This is a genomic window from Citrobacter sp. CFNIH10 (genome assembly GCF_002934585.1).
GTDB classification, from domain to species: Bacteria; Pseudomonadota; Gammaproteobacteria; order Enterobacterales; family Enterobacteriaceae; genus Citrobacter_A; species Citrobacter_A amalonaticus.
This window is the reverse complement of the sequence record NZ_CP026216.1, coordinates 4457008-4476121: the sequence shown is the minus strand read 5'-3', so window position 1 is coordinate 4476121 and position 19114 is coordinate 4457008. Positions and strand designations below refer to the sequence as shown.

Genomic DNA, 19114 nt, shown 5'->3' with positions numbered 1-19114 from the left:
TGCCCACATCTGCCGCGACTGAGGAAAGGGAAATGTTGCCTCGTGTAAAATTGTTTTGTTCATTATTTATGCTGCTTGCAAGCCAGAGCGCGCTGGCTGTCAGCTATCCACTGCCACCTGAAGGAAGTCGTCTGGTTGGAAATCCGCTGACGATTACCGTTCCCGACAAGAATACGCAACCGCTTGAAGCATTTGCCGCTCAGTATGGGCAGGGGCTGAGTAATATGCTGGAAGCGAATCCGGATGTGGATGTGTTCCTTCCGAAGTCGGGTTCAACGCTGATTGTGCCGCAGCAAATCATTCTGCCTGCTACCGTTCGTCAGGGCATTGTTGTGAACGTGGCGGAGATGCGTCTTTACTACTATCCAAACGGCAGCAACACGGTTGAGATTTTCCCGATTGGTATTGGCCAGGCAGGACGAGAAACGCCGCGTAACTGGGTGACGAGAGTCGAGCGTAAGCAAGAGGCGCCGAGCTGGACACCGACGGCGAATACCCGCCGTGAATACGCAAGCAGGGGAGAAAGCCTGCCCGCCTTCGTTCCTGCGGGGCCGGATAACCCGATGGGGCTGTACGCCATCTATATCGGCAAGCTGTACGCTATTCATGGCACCAACGCAAATTTCGGCATTGGTCTGCGCGTGAGCCAGGGCTGCATTCGTTTACGCAATGATGATATCGAACATCTTTTCCAGAACGTGCCCGTCGGCACCCGCGTGCAGATTATCGATCAGCCGGTGAAAACCACGACGGAACCTGACGGTAGCCGCTGGATAGAAGTGCATGAACCACTGTCCCGCAACCGCGCGGAATATGAATCTGACAGAAAAGTCCCGCTGCCAATCACACCTGTGATGCGTAGCTTTATGAGCGCTGAGGGTGTGGATGCGAACCGTGTCAGCGAAGCGCTCGAACGCCGTTCGGGGATGCCCGTCAACATCAGCCACGGACAAACCCGCATTTAATGACGCCGGAATGGTGTTCTGAAAAGCAAAAAGCCCGCTAAAAAGCGGGCTTTTTAAATCTGGCTCCTCTGACTGGGATCGAACTTCATCTGTAGCTCCTGCTGTTAGTGGCTTTCAAAAAATGGTGTCTATTTTTACCAGCATTTTTAATGCTGTATCACTATAAAGTCAATTACTATCAATTGGTTATGACAACACGCTTCACTGAACGATTTTCCTGTGCTGCTATAAATTTTATCTCGTTTATTCAACAGATTACCGCTATTGCCCGATATGTTTCCTCCCGGAAAGATAAGTAAGGGCAGAAGAATACGTTATGACCAATGCTGAGATAGCCAGCCATCTTTATTCCCTTTCTCTATGCTGCCGGATGCGTTAACGTCAATGTAATGAACATCAACATTTTTAGGGAAAAGAATGACAAAAAGAGTTAATCGGGCAGACCAGATACAGCTTCTCGCTGGATAACAATAACACCAGCTTCCCCATCCGTCTTGCCAAGCCACGGCTTGATTCGACTGGCACAGGAACGAATTCAGTGATCCTCGATGGATTTGTTGAGCAGGGAATGATGGTCTTTGCTCAGGGCTATGATTCGAACGTATTAGGGATCACAGATGAAGGAGTAAAAGCTAAAGTCTGGTGCACAACAGATGGTGCTTGTGTAGGTCGTCGTGCCGTTGACGAGAACAAGGAATGGACGGAACCGGGTCAAGGCGGTCAGAAAGTAGTTCGCGTGTCGTATACATGGAAGCTGGTTGACGTTCCGAGCTTGGTGGATAAAAAAGCGTTTGCTGGTGTCAAAAGTATGAATGAACCAGCTCATGGCGCAATAAATCTTGTTAAAACCAGTAATGGTTGGAAAGCTAACTAAAAGGATGCTGGATCGTTAAATGCCCCTATTGCTCCGTAGAAGGTCAGAGCTGGGGCATGTTTGCGCAATTATTTGCTTCTTATTTTATACGCTTATCAAGGTGATACGTAAATTGCTTACCATCTGGATTAACTATGCCACGATCAATTAAAACATTAACTATTTTGTCGATCTCATCTTTATTAATTTCTCCATCGCGCCTTGTACTTTTTACCACTCCTCCCAGACCGGTGCGATTTTTTGGTTTATTATTTTTCATAGCAGAAAGTGCATTGATAACGCGAGTGATATGATTTTCACGTTTTATTGCAGTCGTAGCTGATTCAGTGGAATGGCTATCTGATAGCATGGATAGCACAGAATTTATATAAGGCTTATCATTTTTAGATATGTCCTGTATAGAATATCGTACAATTTTAGTACCAATGCTTTTGAGATAACTAATTAAAGGGTCGTATCCTTTATCATTAGAAATGATGATAAAAGAAGCCATTGAATTATTCTGTATTATTTTCCCTACAAAAAATGCGATGTGAAGATCTAGTGCATTTGAACCAGTCCCATGAATTTTCACATATTCAGCTCGATTCCCAATGGATTGTAACATGGACACGATTTCGTAATGGATCTTGTCCTGCTGATGACCCACGAAAATAATAAAATGTGTTTGGGGGTGTGTAATAAAATGACTAATAGATGGCTGAACGTTTTCATAGTCAACCATCACATAAGTTATTTCTTTTCCCTGAATAAAATTGCTCATATCCCTCCACCCATGGCTAGCAGTAGCTTTTGGTATGAAACGTTAAACCGAATCAGACATGCTCTTTCCAAACATGCATACTCAATATCAGTGTAAACATCATAGCATGCGTGAACATAATAGTTAAGCGAGATCGGTAACCTTCAATTGTGTGTTTTATTTGTAAAAGTTATGAATGGGGCGATATGAACATTTATGTGAATAAATATTGACATGAGATCAAGTGTTAAGAGAAATATCGATAAGAATAAACTTTTTTCTATTAATTTATTATGGTAAGTTGATTTCGATGTTTAGTATTTTAATTGTATTCTGAATGTCAAAGTAATTATGCGATGTTATCGTTGTTTTACATATTTAACAAGGGTTTTATTATTATGAATTTTAAAGTGATTACTTTAGCGTTGATATCTTCAGTACTTCTTACAGCATGCCAAACGCAGCCTGTTTCAGTATATGATGCTCCAACAGCACCGCAATCAAGAGTCTTTAAATATCAACAAGCAGCACCTTCTACTTTGGTGGTAATTAGAGATAAAGGTATGTTAGGCTCAGGATGCTATGCTTCAATATTTATTAATGGACAAATTGTTGCAAAATTAAATCCTTATGAAAAGGCAAGTTTTCAACTTGATGAAGGGGATTGGATTGTAGGTGCATCGTTAGATGGTGCAGGGCTATGTGGATTGAATCCACCAAGAGTAGAACGGGAAACCAGAACTAAAGCTGGAGAAACTAAAGTGCTTCGTGTCTCAACTGGCAATTCTGGATTTATGGATATTCTTCCAACAACACTTTGAATATATGAATAATAGATTGCCCATTTTTTCAGTTAATGTGATAAGTGGGTAATTAAAGGTATAAATATAACAGATTAATGCGTAGCATTTATCATAAAACAATCTGCGTGATCTCCACTGATTTCATCACATATCATGATATTCCAACGTAATAAAACTAGAAATCTATGTTAACGACATGGAGGTGTAGCCAAACCCGCATTTAGAATGATTTCCACATCACATTATGCGTGTAAGATCATGGTTTCAAACTTGACGATTACAGAATAGCAGCGGTCGGTATAGTGATGTCTTGGAGCAAAAATCTGGAGACGAATCAATTATAAAATACAAATAATGGGTATAGGCAGCACGAACGCTGTTGCTTTCCTTGTGGCTCATTTGAAGTTCTACAGCATCTTCTGACCATAGACCAGACTCAATTAAGGCGCTACATGCCAGTGTGCGAAAACCATGACCGCAGATGTCCTGCGCGGCGTCATAGCCCATTTTACGCAGCGCCTTGTTGATGGTGTTTTCACTCATGGGTTTGAATGAGTCATAACATCCAGTAGAAATTAATCCGGCATCGTTACCTTCTTCATAGGTAAGCTGGCGCTTTCAGTATCTTAAGAGCCTGCCTACAAAGGGAAACGAAGTGCTGACGTTTTATTTTAGCCCCACGAGTCGAGTGCTTGACGTTTTCAATCGCTTCCCGCTGTTCGGGGATCACCCATAACTTACTGTTGAAGTCGATTTCCGATCACCGAGCGAAACGAAGTTCGCTGGAACGAATGAAGATAAGCAGATTGAGTTTAATCGCCAGTGTTGTCAGTCCACGCCCTTTGTAGGCATCAATACGTTCAAGCAGTAGCGGGATCTCCTCCAGCTCCAGTGCAGGGCGGTGTTCAGTCTCAGACTTCTGAACAGCGCCTTCCATATCATAGGCGGGATTATGACGCATAAGCTTTTGCTGGACAGCATGACGCAGGACCGCGGTGATGTATTGTTTAATCCGCATGGCAATTTCAAGGTAGCCAACTGTTTCCGCTTTTTTGACTGGCACAAGCAGGTCACCCGTATCCAGATCTGAAATGTTGCTGTCACGAATATCCGGGAAGACATAGGTTTCCAGCCGTTTCCATACGGTGTCGGCATAATCTTCTGACCATTTTGTTTTGGTGGTAAACCAGCTTTTGGCGACAACACGGAACGAACGGGTTTTATCCCGTTTCTCCTGAAGGACTTTTTTATCAGCCTGTTTTTTAGCGTTCGGGTCAATCCCCTGAGCTAACAGCCTCTTAGCCTCGTCACTGCGTTGTCTGGCATCGGCAAGCGATACAGCAGGGTAAACCCCAATGGAAAACACCTTCTGTTTGCCATTAAAGCGGTAGCCTAACTGCCAGTATTTCGAACCGTTGGGATGCACGAGAAGGTAGAGACCAAATCCATCAGTGAGCTTGACGACCTTTTCCGATGGTCTGGCATTTTTACTTTAGTATCAGTAAGTGACATGACGATTCCCTCCGCGTGCTGGTAAAACGCAAATCGAACCAGCTTTACCAGCAAAAGGGTATAGCTTCGAGTTGTTTTTAGTGAACGAGGGTGAACCTGAAGAAGGGGATAACCAGTTGATATAAATGCAGAAAGCAGACGTCAGTGAACGTCTGCTTCCCTTAATTTGGCTCCTCTGACTGGGATCGCCTTTGCCATTAACTGGCTGAAGATTAAGCTAAATCAGAAATCCAGTCTTGTCAAGACCGCCAGAATGACCACCATTTATATTGTTTATCTAAAATGGTGATAATCAGCAGCGCACCTATTAAAGAGGATACGGAATCTTGAGCTCATTTGATCTACTAGCACTAATTTGACGCTCCATCAATTGTGCTTCATGTAAAGCTGCATCACTGAAACTTTTACCAGTTAGAAGAGTATCAATCGCTTTAAATAATGACGAATCAAACTGGTTATGAAGCCATTGATATCTCCCCCAACGGAGTTTTTTAAACTCAGAAGAACACTCTTCACCAAATGCAACTAAAATTAAGTTTTCAATATTATTATCGCAATGCCATGCCACTTTTGATGGCTCATCCTTTCCTGACTTCAATAAATAAATGGAACGCATCAGAATAGTGCAGTAAGTAGAGTAAAGCGCCCACACAAATTCACCAATATGTGGCCTTACTAACTTAACTTCTTCAGAGTTGGCATTGATTAAACATATCATATCAAATTGCTCCAATTCATGTGAATATTTATGTAGTCGTGGATCAGTATAGAAATTTTTCATTTCTTCATCAGTGAGAACGTCCGTAAAAGAGGCTGCACCAGGAAATATTTTGCGAAAGTCGATTATCCCTTTCCAAAGAATATCGACTGCATCAATTTTTCTTGAAATTGTTGCTTTTTGTACCTCAGAGAAAGACGCAGCAGCAATTTTTAATATATTTGATTGTCGATCTAATTCTGCCTTCATATCTGTTAGATGAGCATCGCTTTCGGTTTTAAGTTCAGCCTTAAGCCTTTCTAATTTATTATCATATTGATTTTTAATGCTTAAATGAATTCGGTTTCCAATCCAGGTTCTTAAAAGCCAACCAACACCAGTCAGAAATACCAGACTGAAAGCAGTAGATGTAATCGTTTGTAAAAGAAAATTTCCCAACATCTCCATTTTTAATCCCCGTTTTTTGTTTATAGCTGTGAGAAAGTATCGTAATTTGATGCAGCTAACCCTATCATTTTATACTGAAAAGCACTGTAACTTAATGAATTTATTGATTTAATTTATTATTTGAGGTATCTATTTGATTCTCTTGATTTTGTCTTGCAAGTATCTGAGTAATGTATTTGAATATTAAGAACATAAAAGTTCAATGACTTGGTATATGTAATCATTTTGTTGGGAGGGTGTTGGTATTATGAGTGACCGAAGATCAGAGAAGCGATTTAGTAACAGCCCCCTAAGTGCCGCCCACAGGGGTTACGTCTACCAAGATTTAGTCACGGCATATCTATTCATCTGTTGCCTTGTTCGCCGAGACGAGAAAATAACTGTTGATCGCAAAACCGTTGAAGACGACCGTTTTGATGATATTGAGGTCATTGTAAATGGGCATAAATTACGTAGGCAACTAAAATCAAGTGAAAATATAACCAGACCATTAACTTTCGATGATTTTGATAAAAAGAATTCATCTTTACGGTTTGATCGATTAGTCAACACATTTCTCTCCTCAGAAGAGGATACTGCTACTGAAGAATATCGGCTCTGTGCAACATGGCAGTATCCTGATTCTGACGACCCTGTTGTTGAATTACTTATACCAGCTAATAGCGCTGCTGGTACTTTCGATGGATACTCCACGGAGCTATACTATTTAGATTCTGATAGGGTCTGGCCGAAGAGTTCTTCCCCAGTATTTAAACCATTGGTGAGTATCCCTGGAGGGGAAGCTGTACCTAGTCGCGATGATGTAATTGCTTTTTGCGAGCGGTTTATTATTGAAATTGCATTTCCTCCTGCTTCCCTTGATCTTGAACATCCCGGGCCTCTCGAGAATTTACTATTAAAAATGCTTGTGGAGCATGTTGGTATTGGTCGCTATCCAAATGATGAACGCCGCGTGGAAGATGTGGCAGCACTGGCAGTTCATATTGCTAATGTTGCAAGGACAAGGGGAGAATCATTATCGCCATCCCTTATAGCGCAACGTTTATCACTCCGTACTGACTTTGGTCGTATTGCTCAAGCATTCCCTCTAGACAGAGCTGTTTTATTCGAGCGGAAGTCATTACAGAAACAACTCTTTGAGGCAGCACAACAACAAGGGGTTCATCTTGTTCTTGCTGGTCCAGGAGCCGGTAAATCATGGTCTTTGACGCAGTTGTCAGAAGAACTGGTACAACAGGGTTTTATTGTAGCTCGCCATTATTGTTTTTTGGAACCAGGGGATGAACTAGTTGAACGAAGAATTACAACAAACGTTTTCTTCGCTAATTTGTTGGCTGAATTGCATGAATCCTGTCAAAAACATGCAATCCCTTTACAACAGACTTTTTCTTCAGGTATTCATGAGCTCGAACAGACCTTAGGTGAAATCTCTGCCTGTGAAAGACATACTGTGATCATTGTTGATGGGCTGGATCATATTGCGCGTGTTCGTGATGCATCATTAGGCCTCAGTGATAATGAAACAGATATTGTTGAACAATTGGCAACGCTTGAGCTACCAGAACGAGTAACGCTAATTATCGGCTCGCAACCAGGAAATCATCTTGAGCCATTACGGGAAGTATACAACTCTAATTTGAACGAATACGTTGTTGAACCTTGGTCGTTCGAAGAAGTGAGGGAACTAACTATAAAACTTGCGTTAGGTACTTCACTAGCAGAGATTAACCTACAAGAAAAAGAAAATGACGTTCTGCAAATACTGTTCCAGCGCTCGGAAGGTAATCCTCTATATACTCGCTACCTTTGTTTTGGTCTGACGGATGGTCTTTTATCTGGTGCAATTACTGAACCATTTGAATGGCTCATAGGGGTGCCCGACCTAAATGGCGATATTAAACATTACTACGGGCACCTATATTCGTCGGCAGGCAAACAAGCTCAGGCGATTGCTGATCTTATGGGGGTGATGGATTTCTCAGTAACTGAAAGTGAATTATGTGAAATTGTCGGCCCATTACTTAGAGGATATGTTTCCATTGCACTACAGATCCTACGTCCCGTCCTAACCCAGGCAACTACTCAGGGCGGCATGAGGATATTTCATGAAAGTTTTCGACGTTTCATGATTGATGAATTGATACGTCAGGGAAGACAAGTTGCTGATATTTTATATCCCGTAGCGGTATGGCTGGAAATGCGAGGATTTTTTGTTGATGCTAAAAGTTATCGCTTTTTGCTACCAATTATGAGGCGGGCTGGAAGAGATAACGAAATTCTGACATACGTTTCAGCATCATTTGTACGCGAAAGTGTCGCTCATGGTCATCCTTCCGAAGCTATTCAGAAAAATATCATGCTTGCGACGGATGTGGCTGCTCGTACTCTTAACTGGCCTGCATTGGTCCGCTATGCTGAATTATCCAGAGCACTTAATTCTTGCTTTGAGGAAGGGAACAATGATTGGCAAGAGTATTGGCGGACTTACTATTCTATTTATGGGGCTGATGCATTGGCCGAGAGGCTGTTGTTTGATGGTCGTCCAACACTAACTCAAAAAGAAGGTTTACTGGCCTGTCAGCTAGTTGATTCCAAAGGGGTTGCCGCACCTTGGCAAGAATACTTATCTATTACAACAGAAATAGAAGATAGACTCGATTATTCGGATACTAAGTCTCATGGTGACGTTCGTTGTGATAATGAAGAGGAAGCTCTCGCAACCATTTACGGTGCATTACGGTTAGGGCGGTATAGACAAGTTATTCGACATATTTATTGGAATCTCTGTCGTTCAGGATTGCTTTTTTCGCCTTGGTTCTTGCGTAATTTAGCTCAACAACTAGCTCAGTTTACGTCCCCAGCCTTAGTCGAAAGAATTTGCCATAGAGGGGATCCTACTTATACTGGACGCTACAGATTACCAGACAGAACTGTCTGTCTCTTATTTCTAGGTCTTTCAGATTTCTACCGGAATATAAAAGCAGTAGATGGCAGTCGGCATTATGCCGAAATGGCCTTATGCCAGGCTGTTACGCCAATAGAAGCTATGTGGTGTGTTGACGCTGGAGCTTCAGGTGAACGAGCGCTTGATATAGTACGTAACGAGCTTAAAGTTGAAACAACTCCAGCAAATGAGCGTTATTCACCAGAAGCCGAGTTTGTACACCAGTGGGTGGCATCAGTACGTCTGAAAGCTCGCGATGTGGACTGTGAGAGGTTTTTCCAGCTTCAACGACTTAGTCTGGAGGGAGACGGCTGGTATCGCTGCTGGCTGAGGTTTGTTCTTGCTGTTGCATTGGCTGAAGCGGCTGCGGTGAAAGATGAAGCATACGATATTCTAGCCGCTTTTGAAGAATTAACTAAGGACACAAGACCATTCGCTGGTAGCCCCAGAGCCTGCGATCTCTATTCGATACATCCTATTATCAAAGCGAGCCTCGTTCGTGCACTTAAGCTCCTCAAAACTCGTGAGGAGTGGGAAAAAGCTCTAAGTATTATTTCTATGGTTCGTAATGATACGACAACATATCTGGATCGAGATGAAAATAGTCCGCTTTCAGGAGATGTATTGTATTCATTTTTTCTCGCACACACAATAAAGCCCGAGATTGCAGATTTAATCATTAAAAGGCTAGAAGATGAGCTTGAATCTATGGAAGCAAATGGTACTTATTACAGTATACATGCGTTAGAACGAATGAAGTTGGCTCAACTTTATGCGAAAACGTCCCCCTCGGAGGCAATCCGGCACTGGCAACAGGCCATTGTATTTTTATTAGGCTATGGTTTTCGAAAAGATATTACATTGTTTGATATCATCGAATGCGTTCCTGCATTAAAACTTCATTCAAGAGAATCAGCGATATATGCATTGATTCGTCTCCGCCCACTACTAAGTGCAGTACTTTGTCATACCGACCATAGAACGACAAAACATGCCCCCAATGCATGGTTTAGTTCATTGTTACAAGTTGACGAAGTTCAGGCAATCGAATTACTTAATCGTACTCTAATGTATGAACGAGGTGTTTTTTCTTGGACAAGTATAGAGGCGCAGAAGGAGACATTACGTCAACTGGCTGACCGGGGGGATTCAATTTTATTGAATGCACTTTGGTCGACATTATTGGCTGATATTGACTATGAGAATGCCGGAGAAGCAGTAGTAAAAGAGAGGCTGTCCTCTATCCAACGCTTACTTACAGAATATCCGGCTTATGCTCAGGAACGATTCACGGTACTTTGTGCAGAAGTATTTAATGATTCTTCTAACTACCAATTAAGCGCGGTTGGGCCTTTGCGGAAATTTGCCGAAGAACATAGTCTGCATATGCCAGCTTACAAACTTCATGAAACGAATAAAAATAGAGAAACTCATCGAAGAGAATATATTGGAGATACATCCACGATTACCTCTATAGCTTTACACATTCCAGTATTTCCGCCAGCACCCAAATTTGTCGAACTGCTAACAATATTGCGAAAGCTTTCAAAATCAACTCTTTCTCGTGCTGAATATCAAGAGTCTGTTTCACTACCATTAAGTTATATAATGACGGAAATGGTACAAAGAGGAGAAGAAGAGCAGGCTCTGCGTCTACTCTATTTTTTTGTTCACGAACGTTCTTATTGGTCTCTGGAGAGTATTACGCCGGTATTATGTTTGGCGGAGTGTCTGGATAATTCTGGACATGAAAAATTGGCTGTTGTCGCCTATACGCTTGCTTTCACTTCTGCAAGAGGAGGACGGGGGTGGCTCAATTTTGGTGATGACACACAATCCGCACCTCTCCGTCGGGCTCTGGAGATGGATAAAAAGCTGGCACTGCAAACGCTGGCACAGGAGACGCTCCGACGGCTAAATATGGACGGCTATTATGGGTTATCCCGTCACCTGATTGAAAGGATAGCTGACTGGGGCGATCATGAACTGGCAGTGAATGCCTGGGAAGAGGCCTTCACCATTATTGAAAGCCGATTACCGCTCCCCGGTCATATTCATGTGTTTGAAAACCTTGAACTTCAGGCTACCCCTGAATGGTCTTTGGATGAATCACTTTGCGTGCTTTTACTCACGAATACAGGAAATGCGGTTATCTCCAGGCGAATAGCAGCTCTGTCAGGTGTTGCTCGACTGGTAAAAGAGAGAACGGAACTCTTTTATAACCCTCTAAAATATTATCTGATGCATACCAGTAGTGTTTCCTCACTACAATCCATACTACAGATTCTTAACGAAACTCTGGCAGATGTGACTGCTTTGGTTCAAAGGCTTAAAGAGCCATTAAGGGATTATGCTCAAAGTCCTTCATTAAGTTTGTCACTGTTGGCCAAGCTTCTTTTATCGCGTATCAAAGAAACAACATTTAACGCGAAATCAGCGATGTCATTGGCAATAAACACACCTTCAAATAAATCCATGGAAGTAGTTTCCTTTGCTGATGAAAGCTGTTTATTGAATATTTTCCAAGAAGTATGGCCTGAGTTACCTACGCTTGTGGCTACCAGAATGGAATCATATATTACTGGTGACGCTGAAAGCGTTTTCAAGCATTTTATGAAGGAACGATATGAACTCAAATATGACCGAGGAAATTACGTAAAACCTTCGGCGCGAACTTTACTATGGCATTCTGAATTATTTCTTGCCATTTTTGATAATGTTTTGACCGAATTTCCGGCACAACTCTGGCGTAAGGGATTGTGGGAAGCAGACATAGAACGTAGCATCCTGGGACAAATTCTGCCTTTTATGCCTCTTCATCTGGCTATGGACGCCAGTCGGATCCCCAGACCAGACTGGCCGTTATATGAAAGTAAACAATATAAACTGGCAGAATTTACGCGGGTCTCTAATGAAGACCCAACATGGGGGGGATGGATAAGATTAGGGCTGTTTGAACAATACTATTTTCGGGCAGATGGTAAAGATTATGGCCCCATGGACAGGAAAACGGTGCAATGTGCTGCGATTGTTAGGACAAATCCTGATGGGATGGTTCCTTCGAAAGTATCGCCTTTAGGCAGTGATGATGCCTTAGTTTGGTGGGAAGACATTGATTGGATGGAGGCAATGCAGGCTCGAGCAAAGCCACAATTAGTTAAGCTGGATAAAGTCAAAGACTGGTTGGATGATGTCTTTGTCCTGCTTCCTCCTGCGGCTCTGAAATATGATGCACAATTGAAATCATCTCATTACGCGGGGCCGCTTTGCTGGTACGATGAGAATGGCCGACCGGTCGTTGTATTACGAACATGGCGAGTTAAGGGAAAAGGTACTGGTGACATAGATGCCCACGTAATTATCGGCGCTGATTTAATTATGCATCCCAAACTGGAAAAGGTATTGCATACGGCATACGGCGGACCGCTTAAAGAGCTTAATTCTGTTCACTGCGAAACTATTTCGTAGAAGCGAGGAGAATACAACAATTAGGATGTTAATGGGCAGAGGAAGACATATATTTCAACTACCCAACAGCATTTTTTAATATAATTAATCGTGCTATTTGTTAGAGGGAATTCATAATTTTTTCTGACAGCGCCGCAAAAAACGCCCCTCCGACACCTTATCCACAAAGGGGCGCAATAATGTCGCAACTTTAATCGCTTCTACTTCGTTAATATGGCAGTCTCCGTCGCCAAATAGCGCCATCATGCCGCGAAACAGATAGTCATACAGTGACGAATTGCTTTCATAAACCGTACTTTCCCTCCGATACTTTTGCAATGATGTTACCACAGACTCTCTATCATCCTGCGAAGCACCGATGCTACTGCGGATATAGCCCCAGTAATTGACGGTAGTCTTGTTCAATAAAAAGAGAAAGGCATCGCAAAGTTGCTCAAATTCACTTGCCTTAAAGTACACCCGGCGAGTGTAGATATTAAAAAAATCCTGTAGTTCAGTCAGCAACGCCAGCAGACTCTGTTTGCTGTCTACCTGTTCAACCGAGATATTACTTTCCGGTTGGTAGTTGGAATAAATATCATCGGATGTACAGGAGATATGGCGGGGTGCGCGAAATGGCAGTCGTTGCCAGCCCCTGCGTTCTGGAAAGTAATTAGCACAGTACCAGCTATCTGCCGCAGGGATTAATTTCTCCATCAGCCATCGATATGTCGTCAACGCATCCCAGTAATTACGAGGCCCGATGGCGTCCTCTTCCATATTATCGATATCATAGCGACTGGGAGGTTGCCAGATTAGCGCCACGCGATGATTAGTAAGGCGATTAAAATTAGGGTCGCGGCTGGCTAATAGTGTGACGTGATGCCCTTCGTTCATTACTTCGTCTTTATGACGGGTAAAGACCATAATACGTTCACGGGCAGGATTAAATATCGACCACTCGCCTTCGGTATTCAGATAGTCATGATGTTGACAAAAGGTGCTAATGCGACCCCATAGCCAGTAAGGAATGGTAATGAGATGAATATTATCACCGAGTGGTGTACTGTTCGAGAAATCAACGGTGCGACAAATCCGGACAATTTCTTCCATGCGCTGTTTATAGCACCTCCAGAATTTATCAAAAGCATCACATAGGGAGCGGGTTTCATTTAGGGTTAGTACAAGGCGGCAGTTACCGATATCGCAATAATAATTTTCGCCATGATGTTCTTTTAAAACCCACGGTCTGACTCCCGCCTCCGGTGGACTACCGGCCCCTTCGAAGGCCGAATTTAGCAGGGCATTCTGACTCATCGTCAACAAAACATGGCTATAGCGGCCATTACGAAAATCAATGAAACAGGATAGTGGATTTCCTTTCAGATTAGGTTAAAACGCCTTAATCAGCACATGATCGTTCTGAAGTGTATAGGTATCACCAGTAATGTGTTCATATGGATGCGTGTAATTTCGCCAGGCAGAAGATTCGTTATAGTCCCACACGCCATAGTTTTTGATATTTAACAGTGCTCGCTCGCCATAAAAAAGAGACACCCAGTTCTCGTGACAAAAGCGATACAACAGATCTGGACAATACAGATTTTTCAGCCAGTCGTGGATTAATTCCGTATCAAGCACACGATGTACTATATTCAGTTCTTTAAATATAGACTCTTGTTTTTTATATTCCGCTATTAATTTTGCTGACGCTTTCTCACTGAGAAAAATGTAAAACTCATTGATATTTACCTGCCATTTTTCCCGATGTTCATTAAAGCGTCGAACAGTGGAAATATAGTGGCTGTTTGTGAATTTTTTACAACGTTTCACTTCGTATAACGAATAAACGTCCTGATTGCCGTGCTGGCGATGCGTAAAAATATCCGCCCCAAATTGTGATTGGCCGGAAATGCCAATCGTCATGGTATCAACTATCTCGCCGTCTTCGATTTTCAGCCGTTTCTTGATGAGCTCACAACAAAATAGCTCAAACGTTTTCTGTTCCATAAGCTCCAGTGGTAAATAAGCATCTGCTTTTCCTACTGGTGGCCCCAGCTTTACAATCTGTTGTTCTGTAGTATTCAACGGATCTTCTCCATTCCGTAAGTCAGAAATTATATAAATGACGAGTCAATGAGATTTCGATTGTATGAATAATGACCCATTTCCCATTAAACTCCCTTGCCGTTAGTCCCTAATCGTTGATATCCTAACAGACGAGGACTCAAAACCTCTTTCACGCGGCCAGAACCAACCCTGTCAGTGTTGGCTTTTTTATACCCTCCGTCCGAAAGGACGGAGGGAGTATGCTGCCCGATCATAGTCGGGAGGGCGACTAATACAACACCCTTCGGGGAAATAAGTCCGCGGTTTCGTGAAGCCGTTTTGAGCCTCCCGGCACCACTTTATGTGGTCATCTCAAAAAAATTTCACGGAGGCATTTATGCCAGATTTCACTCCATCTTTCATTAAGTCAACCGGAGAGTTACTTTCCGTTCCCTTCAGTGCCGCCACGGATTTCACCGTACTTGCCGATCACTGCGAAACCTTTGCCGAAACCCTTATTGAAAGCAACGATCCCACGCTAAAAATGGCGCTCTGCGGCAGACTCAACGCCTGTCTTACACTGTTGCAACCCACGTTGTTAGACCCCGTACCTCCTCATCTTATTGAAAGCCTGACCGTTGACACCCTCCCTGCAAATTCCCCCCGTTTCGAGCCTGAATGCACAGAGCTTTGTCGCTACTGTCTCTCCCTAACGCAGATGCTGGCAGGGCAAGGCTTTTACTCTGAAATAGAGAAACACCTTAGCTGCCTGCTGTATGAACTGATCAACTATTTCGCTGCGGAAATGAAAGCGCCGCGCTGGCTCCGTACATCTGAAGGCGTGAAATTTATTGACGAGGTGACGGCATGACGCAACAGGACTGGCATCCCGCCGACATTATTGCGGCGCTGAAAAAGCGGGGGACGTCGCTGGCGGCGGTTTCCCGTAACGCCGGGCTGGCGTCCTCCACGCTGACCAATGCCCTTAACCGCCGCTGGCCCAAAGGCGAAAAGTTGATAGCGGAAGCGTTAGGCATCGCGCCTGAGCAAATCTGGCCTTCACGCTATCGCTGATGTTCCTGCGGCGCAGTCCGGGTACGGAAGCTGCGCCGCATTTTGTTTATCCGATCCGTCATAATCCTTTGAACCGCGAAAACAGTTTTCTATTATCGACCTTCTTACCACGAATTAAGCTCCCGCCTGCACGAAATGCTTCATGACCTGAAAGAAGCGCCTGATATATCAGGATGGTCGCCGTTTTACCGGCAATGCCGCCTTTGAAAACTGCCGGATCTGTCCTTCGATGGATTAAGGCTTTCTTCACGCTTTATTATGCTAAGGAAATCACAATGAATCTGATGAATAATTGTGCATCGCCTGCCGTTGATGTTATATTAAAATATAATATTAGGAGGTGCTCTATGTATACCACTCGTCTGAAAAAGGTCGGCGGATCCATCATGCTGGCGGTTCCTCCCGCCGTGCTGAAAACGCTGGAGCTGTCGACGGACAGCGAAGTGGGTATGACCATTGATAATGGCTGCCTGATTATTGAACCCCAGAAACGGCCCCGCTATTCGCTTGAGGAGCTGCTGGCGCAGTGCGATCCGCACGCCGAAATGAGTGAAGAGGATCGGGAATGGATTGATGCGCCTGCGGTGGGCAAGGAGATCCTGTAAATGGACAGAGGGGAAATCTGGCTCGTTTCACTGGATCCGATTGCAGGTCACGAGCAAAGCGGAAAACGTCCGGTGCTTATCGTATCGAAGGCATCGTTTAACAAGCTGACCCGGCTACCCGTTGTTGTTCCCGTCACCAGCGGTGGAAACTTCGCCCGCGCAGCCGGTTTTACCGTCTCACTGGAGGGGGCGGGAACAAAAACAACGGGCGTGATCCGCTGCGACCAGCCCAGAACTATTGATATGGGCGCCCGAAACGGTAAGCGACTGGAGCGCATACCCGACGCTGTCGTGAATGAAGTGCTGGCCCGACTGGAAGCCATTCTGAGCTGATGCTTTTTATGTAACCTGAACGATGGCGCTGTCATATACAGCGCCATCGTTTTTTATATCGACAAATGATTGAAAAATCCTTTTACGGGTAAAAACAGTTTCTCCTTTCCGCACTGTAGCCCCTGCATTAATCTCTCTCCCGCACGAAATGCTTCACAACCTGAAAGAAGCGCCTGATTCGTCAGGAGATGGTTGATCCGTTTTACCGGCAGGGCCTCTGCAAAAATGCCGGGCCGCAGATACTGCGGCAGAGGTTAATATTGACGCACGATACCACCTTTCACTGCGCCAGTTCGCTGGCGGCTATTCTTCCCTGCCGGATATCTGCTGGCATAGTTGTACCTGCTGACACCCTCAGCACCTTTTACCTTTACGGGCTGCGGCCTGCATTGCCGTCAGGCTTTGCTGCCGCGTGACCGTAAAACTGCACCAGAAACGTAACGTTTAACCCCTGCACCAGACCCGTGCGTCACTTTTACCGCGAAATCGCGGGAAAGTGACGCACGCTGCACCACACCCTTTATGCACCAGAAATCAGTCTGTTACAGACGCCCCTCACATTCTGACGCGCCCTTTCAGGCCATTTATTCACCACAAGGAGAACATGAACCGATATCAGAGGGGGATCTGGACGATCCGGGGGATAACCCGCGAAAGCGGGCGGCTGCTCTGAGAGCACAACCGACGCTCCGCCACACCTCAACAGCCGTCGCCCCGGCGCTCAGATATCGTTCGCAGCCCCGACAAAAATCAGGGGCTATTGGCCTACGCGCCGGGGAACGCTGTATTTGTTTTTTGGGTGAATGAGTTGTAGCAATCATGAAAGGGGGAAAATGAGTATGCTGGAGCGGGAAATGCGGCACCTGGCGAAGCAGGCGGGCGGCGCACATAAAACGGTCAGCGATCGTATGGCGCAGGCGAAACGCTTTTGCGAACGTCTGGTAGGGGAACTGAACGTACAAATCCGTTACGTCAGGCACCTGAAAGCGCGGCATATTGAGGATTACATCCGCCACCGGCTGGCGCAGGGCATCGACAAACGCACCCTGCAAAATGAAATGTCAGCGATCCGGGTGATCCTGCGGCAGGCCGGACGCGAAAAACTGGCGGATGGCGACCGGATCAGCAACCGGGCGGTGGGGATCGGCGGCGCATCACGCAGCGGCGCACGTCGCGCTATCGCCGATGGTAAATACCAGACGGTGCAGGAAAATGCCCGGCTGAAAGATCCGGGGCTGGCGGCAGCGCTGGAGCTGGCGCGGCTGATGGGCCTGCGCTCGCAGGAGGCGGTGCGCTGCCCGCAGTCGTTTAAAACGTGGCGGCAGGCGCTGGCGCGTGGAGAAACCCGGCTGACGGTGGTATTTGGCACCAAAGGCGGGCGGCCCCGCGAAACCGTGATCCTGGATACTATAGCTGTCAAAAAAGCGCTGGAGAACGCTATTAATATTGCGGAACAGCGTAACGGCAGGCTGATCGATAAGGCCGATCTGAAAAGCGCGATGAACTACTGGCGCGGTCAGGCGGGGCAACTCGGTTTAACGGGCAAAAATACCCCGCACTCGCTGCGTTACGCCTGGGCGCAGGATGCGATCCGTCACTATCTGGCGCAGGGATTCTGCAAAAAAGAGGCGCTGGCCATGGTGGCGATGGATTTAGGACACGGCGACGGACGCGGGCGCTATGTGGCGCAGGTGTATGGGTTGCGTGGGGAGGACTGACGGCTGATAGTCTGTACCTTGTATATATTCGGTGATCAATCGGTTTTCGTACAAAAAATTTTGAGGGCAAAATTTTTTGTACGATCTTCTATCAATGAATGCAGTATCAGGAGATATAAACTATCACGATGTTAATATTTTGTAATTTTTCATTTACTTCCCTCACAGGCTGGCGCAGACAACAGCTTCATGGCGTACATCCTGACCATCGTTACTGCGTAACGGCTCCAGAGTCAGTTCCAGATAGCGGTCGCATTCCTTATCGCTCATGGACTGGCGCAGGATTTCATCTGCCTGCGTAATAATCTGCTCCAGTATGCTGCGTTGTGAAAGATCATGATGCAGCGACAGCCGTTTCAGGGCCAGCTTTGTCCCACACAGGATCTCCGTGTTCAGTCGTGACGTGTAGTTTTCCGGCGCTCCCGCGTGGTGCGGCGGTATCTTGCCTGACGTTCTGCATTGGTCGTTGCCATTTTATTTGCCTCCGGGCATTTGCGTTACGCAGTAACGATAATAAAACGACTGTGCCACGAAAGGGAAAAGGGCCGCAGGGCAAAAGATAATTAAGGGTAATTGCGCCAGCCCGGAAAGGGCCGAAAAGGCTTAAAGGGCTGAACGGGTGCAGTTCAGTGCTTCTTTGCTGGATACCTGGCGCAGTGCTGTTATATTATTTCCCGGTAATGGATATGGCCAGGTAACATATGTTCTGGTGCAGTTTACTGGCAGATAAATTTCTGGTGCAGACGAAAAGACTTCCGGTAATACCGAAGATAAAGTTTTCTCTTACAATCAGGCTCGATTAAAAGGTAAATGCCGAAAATTATTACAGCTGTAATAAAAACAGGTGGTTGCCTATTGATAGCGCCGGTATTGATAGGTTTTC

Annotated in this window: 12 protein-coding genes and 2 pseudogenes; 9 read left to right on the top strand and 5 right to left on the bottom strand. The window is 45.0% G+C overall.

The genetic code is table 11. The annotated features are described in order from the left end of the window. The first annotated feature begins 32 nt into the window (after positions 1 to 32). Positions 33 to 965 (top strand): L,D-transpeptidase, encoded by a 933-nt coding sequence (ldtA, locus tag C2U53_RS25895; RefSeq protein ID WP_104446680.1) that lies wholly within the window; start codon positions 33 to 35, stop codon positions 963 to 965. A 433-nt stretch (positions 966 to 1398) separates the two neighbouring features. Continuing rightward, positions 1399 to 1839 (top strand): annotated as a pseudogene (locus C2U53_RS25885) (hypothetical protein); the annotation flags it as partial. 79 nt (positions 1840 to 1918) lie between these two features. Here the strand turns inward: C2U53_RS25885 and C2U53_RS25880 are convergent. Further along, positions 1919 to 2602: a PIN domain-containing protein gene (locus C2U53_RS25880; RefSeq protein ID WP_051642326.1), complete on the bottom strand. Its 684-nt coding sequence runs from the start codon at positions 2600 to 2602 to the stop codon at positions 1919 to 1921. Between the two features lie 377 nt (positions 2603 to 2979). Between C2U53_RS25880 and C2U53_RS25875 the strand changes: the two genes are divergently transcribed. Further along, entirely contained in the window at positions 2980 to 3402 is a 423-nt protein-coding gene (locus tag C2U53_RS25875) for a hypothetical protein (protein WP_090049559.1), read from the top strand. Positions 3403 to 3738: 336 nt separating this feature from the next. Here C2U53_RS25875 and C2U53_RS25870 read toward each other — a convergent pair. Next, positions 3739 to 4896, bottom strand: a pseudogene (locus C2U53_RS25870) (tyrosine-type recombinase/integrase); the annotation flags it as partial. A 307-nt stretch (positions 4897 to 5203) separates the two neighbouring features. Continuing rightward, positions 5204 to 6061 carry a hypothetical protein gene (locus tag C2U53_RS25865; protein WP_043000261.1) on the bottom strand — a complete coding sequence of 286 codons (858 nt, stop codon included), beginning with the start codon at positions 6059 to 6061 and terminating at the stop codon, positions 5204 to 5206. A gap of 247 nt (positions 6062 to 6308) precedes the next feature. On the opposite strand from C2U53_RS25865, the gene C2U53_RS25860 reads away from it, so the two are divergent. Beyond that, the gene (locus tag C2U53_RS25860; protein ID WP_104446679.1) at positions 6309 to 12473 is read left to right on the top strand and encodes an ATP-binding protein; all 6165 of its coding nucleotides are present in this window, start codon (positions 6309 to 6311) and stop codon (positions 12471 to 12473) included. Between the two features lie 111 nt (positions 12474 to 12584). On the opposite strand, the gene C2U53_RS30535 is transcribed toward C2U53_RS25860, so the two are convergent. Together C2U53_RS30535 and C2U53_RS30530 are read right to left on the bottom strand one after the other, a co-directional pair. Further along, positions 12585 to 13769: a hypothetical protein gene (locus C2U53_RS30535; protein ID WP_246876142.1), complete on the bottom strand. Its 1185-nt coding sequence runs from the start codon at positions 13767 to 13769 to the stop codon at positions 12585 to 12587. 75 nt (positions 13770 to 13844) lie between these two features. Next, complete coding sequence (locus C2U53_RS30530) at positions 13845 to 14540, bottom strand: hypothetical protein (RefSeq protein ID WP_229233661.1); 696 nt, start codon at positions 14538 to 14540, stop codon at positions 13845 to 13847. Between the two features lie 358 nt (positions 14541 to 14898). Between C2U53_RS30530 and C2U53_RS25850 the strand changes: the two genes are divergently transcribed. From C2U53_RS25850 to C2U53_RS25820, 5 genes are all read left to right on the top strand, one after another. After that, complete coding sequence (locus tag C2U53_RS25850; RefSeq protein ID WP_104446678.1) at positions 14899 to 15372, top strand: hypothetical protein; 474 nt, start codon at positions 14899 to 14901, stop codon at positions 15370 to 15372. Next, complete coding sequence (locus C2U53_RS25845) at positions 15369 to 15575, top strand: helix-turn-helix transcriptional regulator (RefSeq protein ID WP_023243732.1); 207 nt, start codon at positions 15369 to 15371, stop codon at positions 15573 to 15575. The genes C2U53_RS25850 and C2U53_RS25845 overlap by 4 nt, the downstream gene beginning before the upstream one ends. A gap of 347 nt (positions 15576 to 15922) precedes the next feature. Beyond that, entirely contained in the window at positions 15923 to 16180 is a 258-nt protein-coding gene (locus tag C2U53_RS25835) for an AbrB/MazE/SpoVT family DNA-binding domain-containing protein (protein WP_000288812.1), read from the top strand. Then, complete coding sequence (locus tag C2U53_RS25830) at positions 16181 to 16513, top strand: type II toxin-antitoxin system PemK/MazF family toxin (RefSeq protein WP_039591092.1); 333 nt, start codon at positions 16181 to 16183, stop codon at positions 16511 to 16513. An 833-nt stretch (positions 16514 to 17346) separates the two neighbouring features. Next, positions 17347 to 18231, top strand: coding sequence for an integrase domain-containing protein (locus C2U53_RS25820; RefSeq protein ID WP_104446677.1), 885 nt, complete (start codon positions 17347 to 17349; stop codon positions 18229 to 18231). The last annotated feature ends 883 nt before the right edge of the window (positions 18232 to 19114 follow it).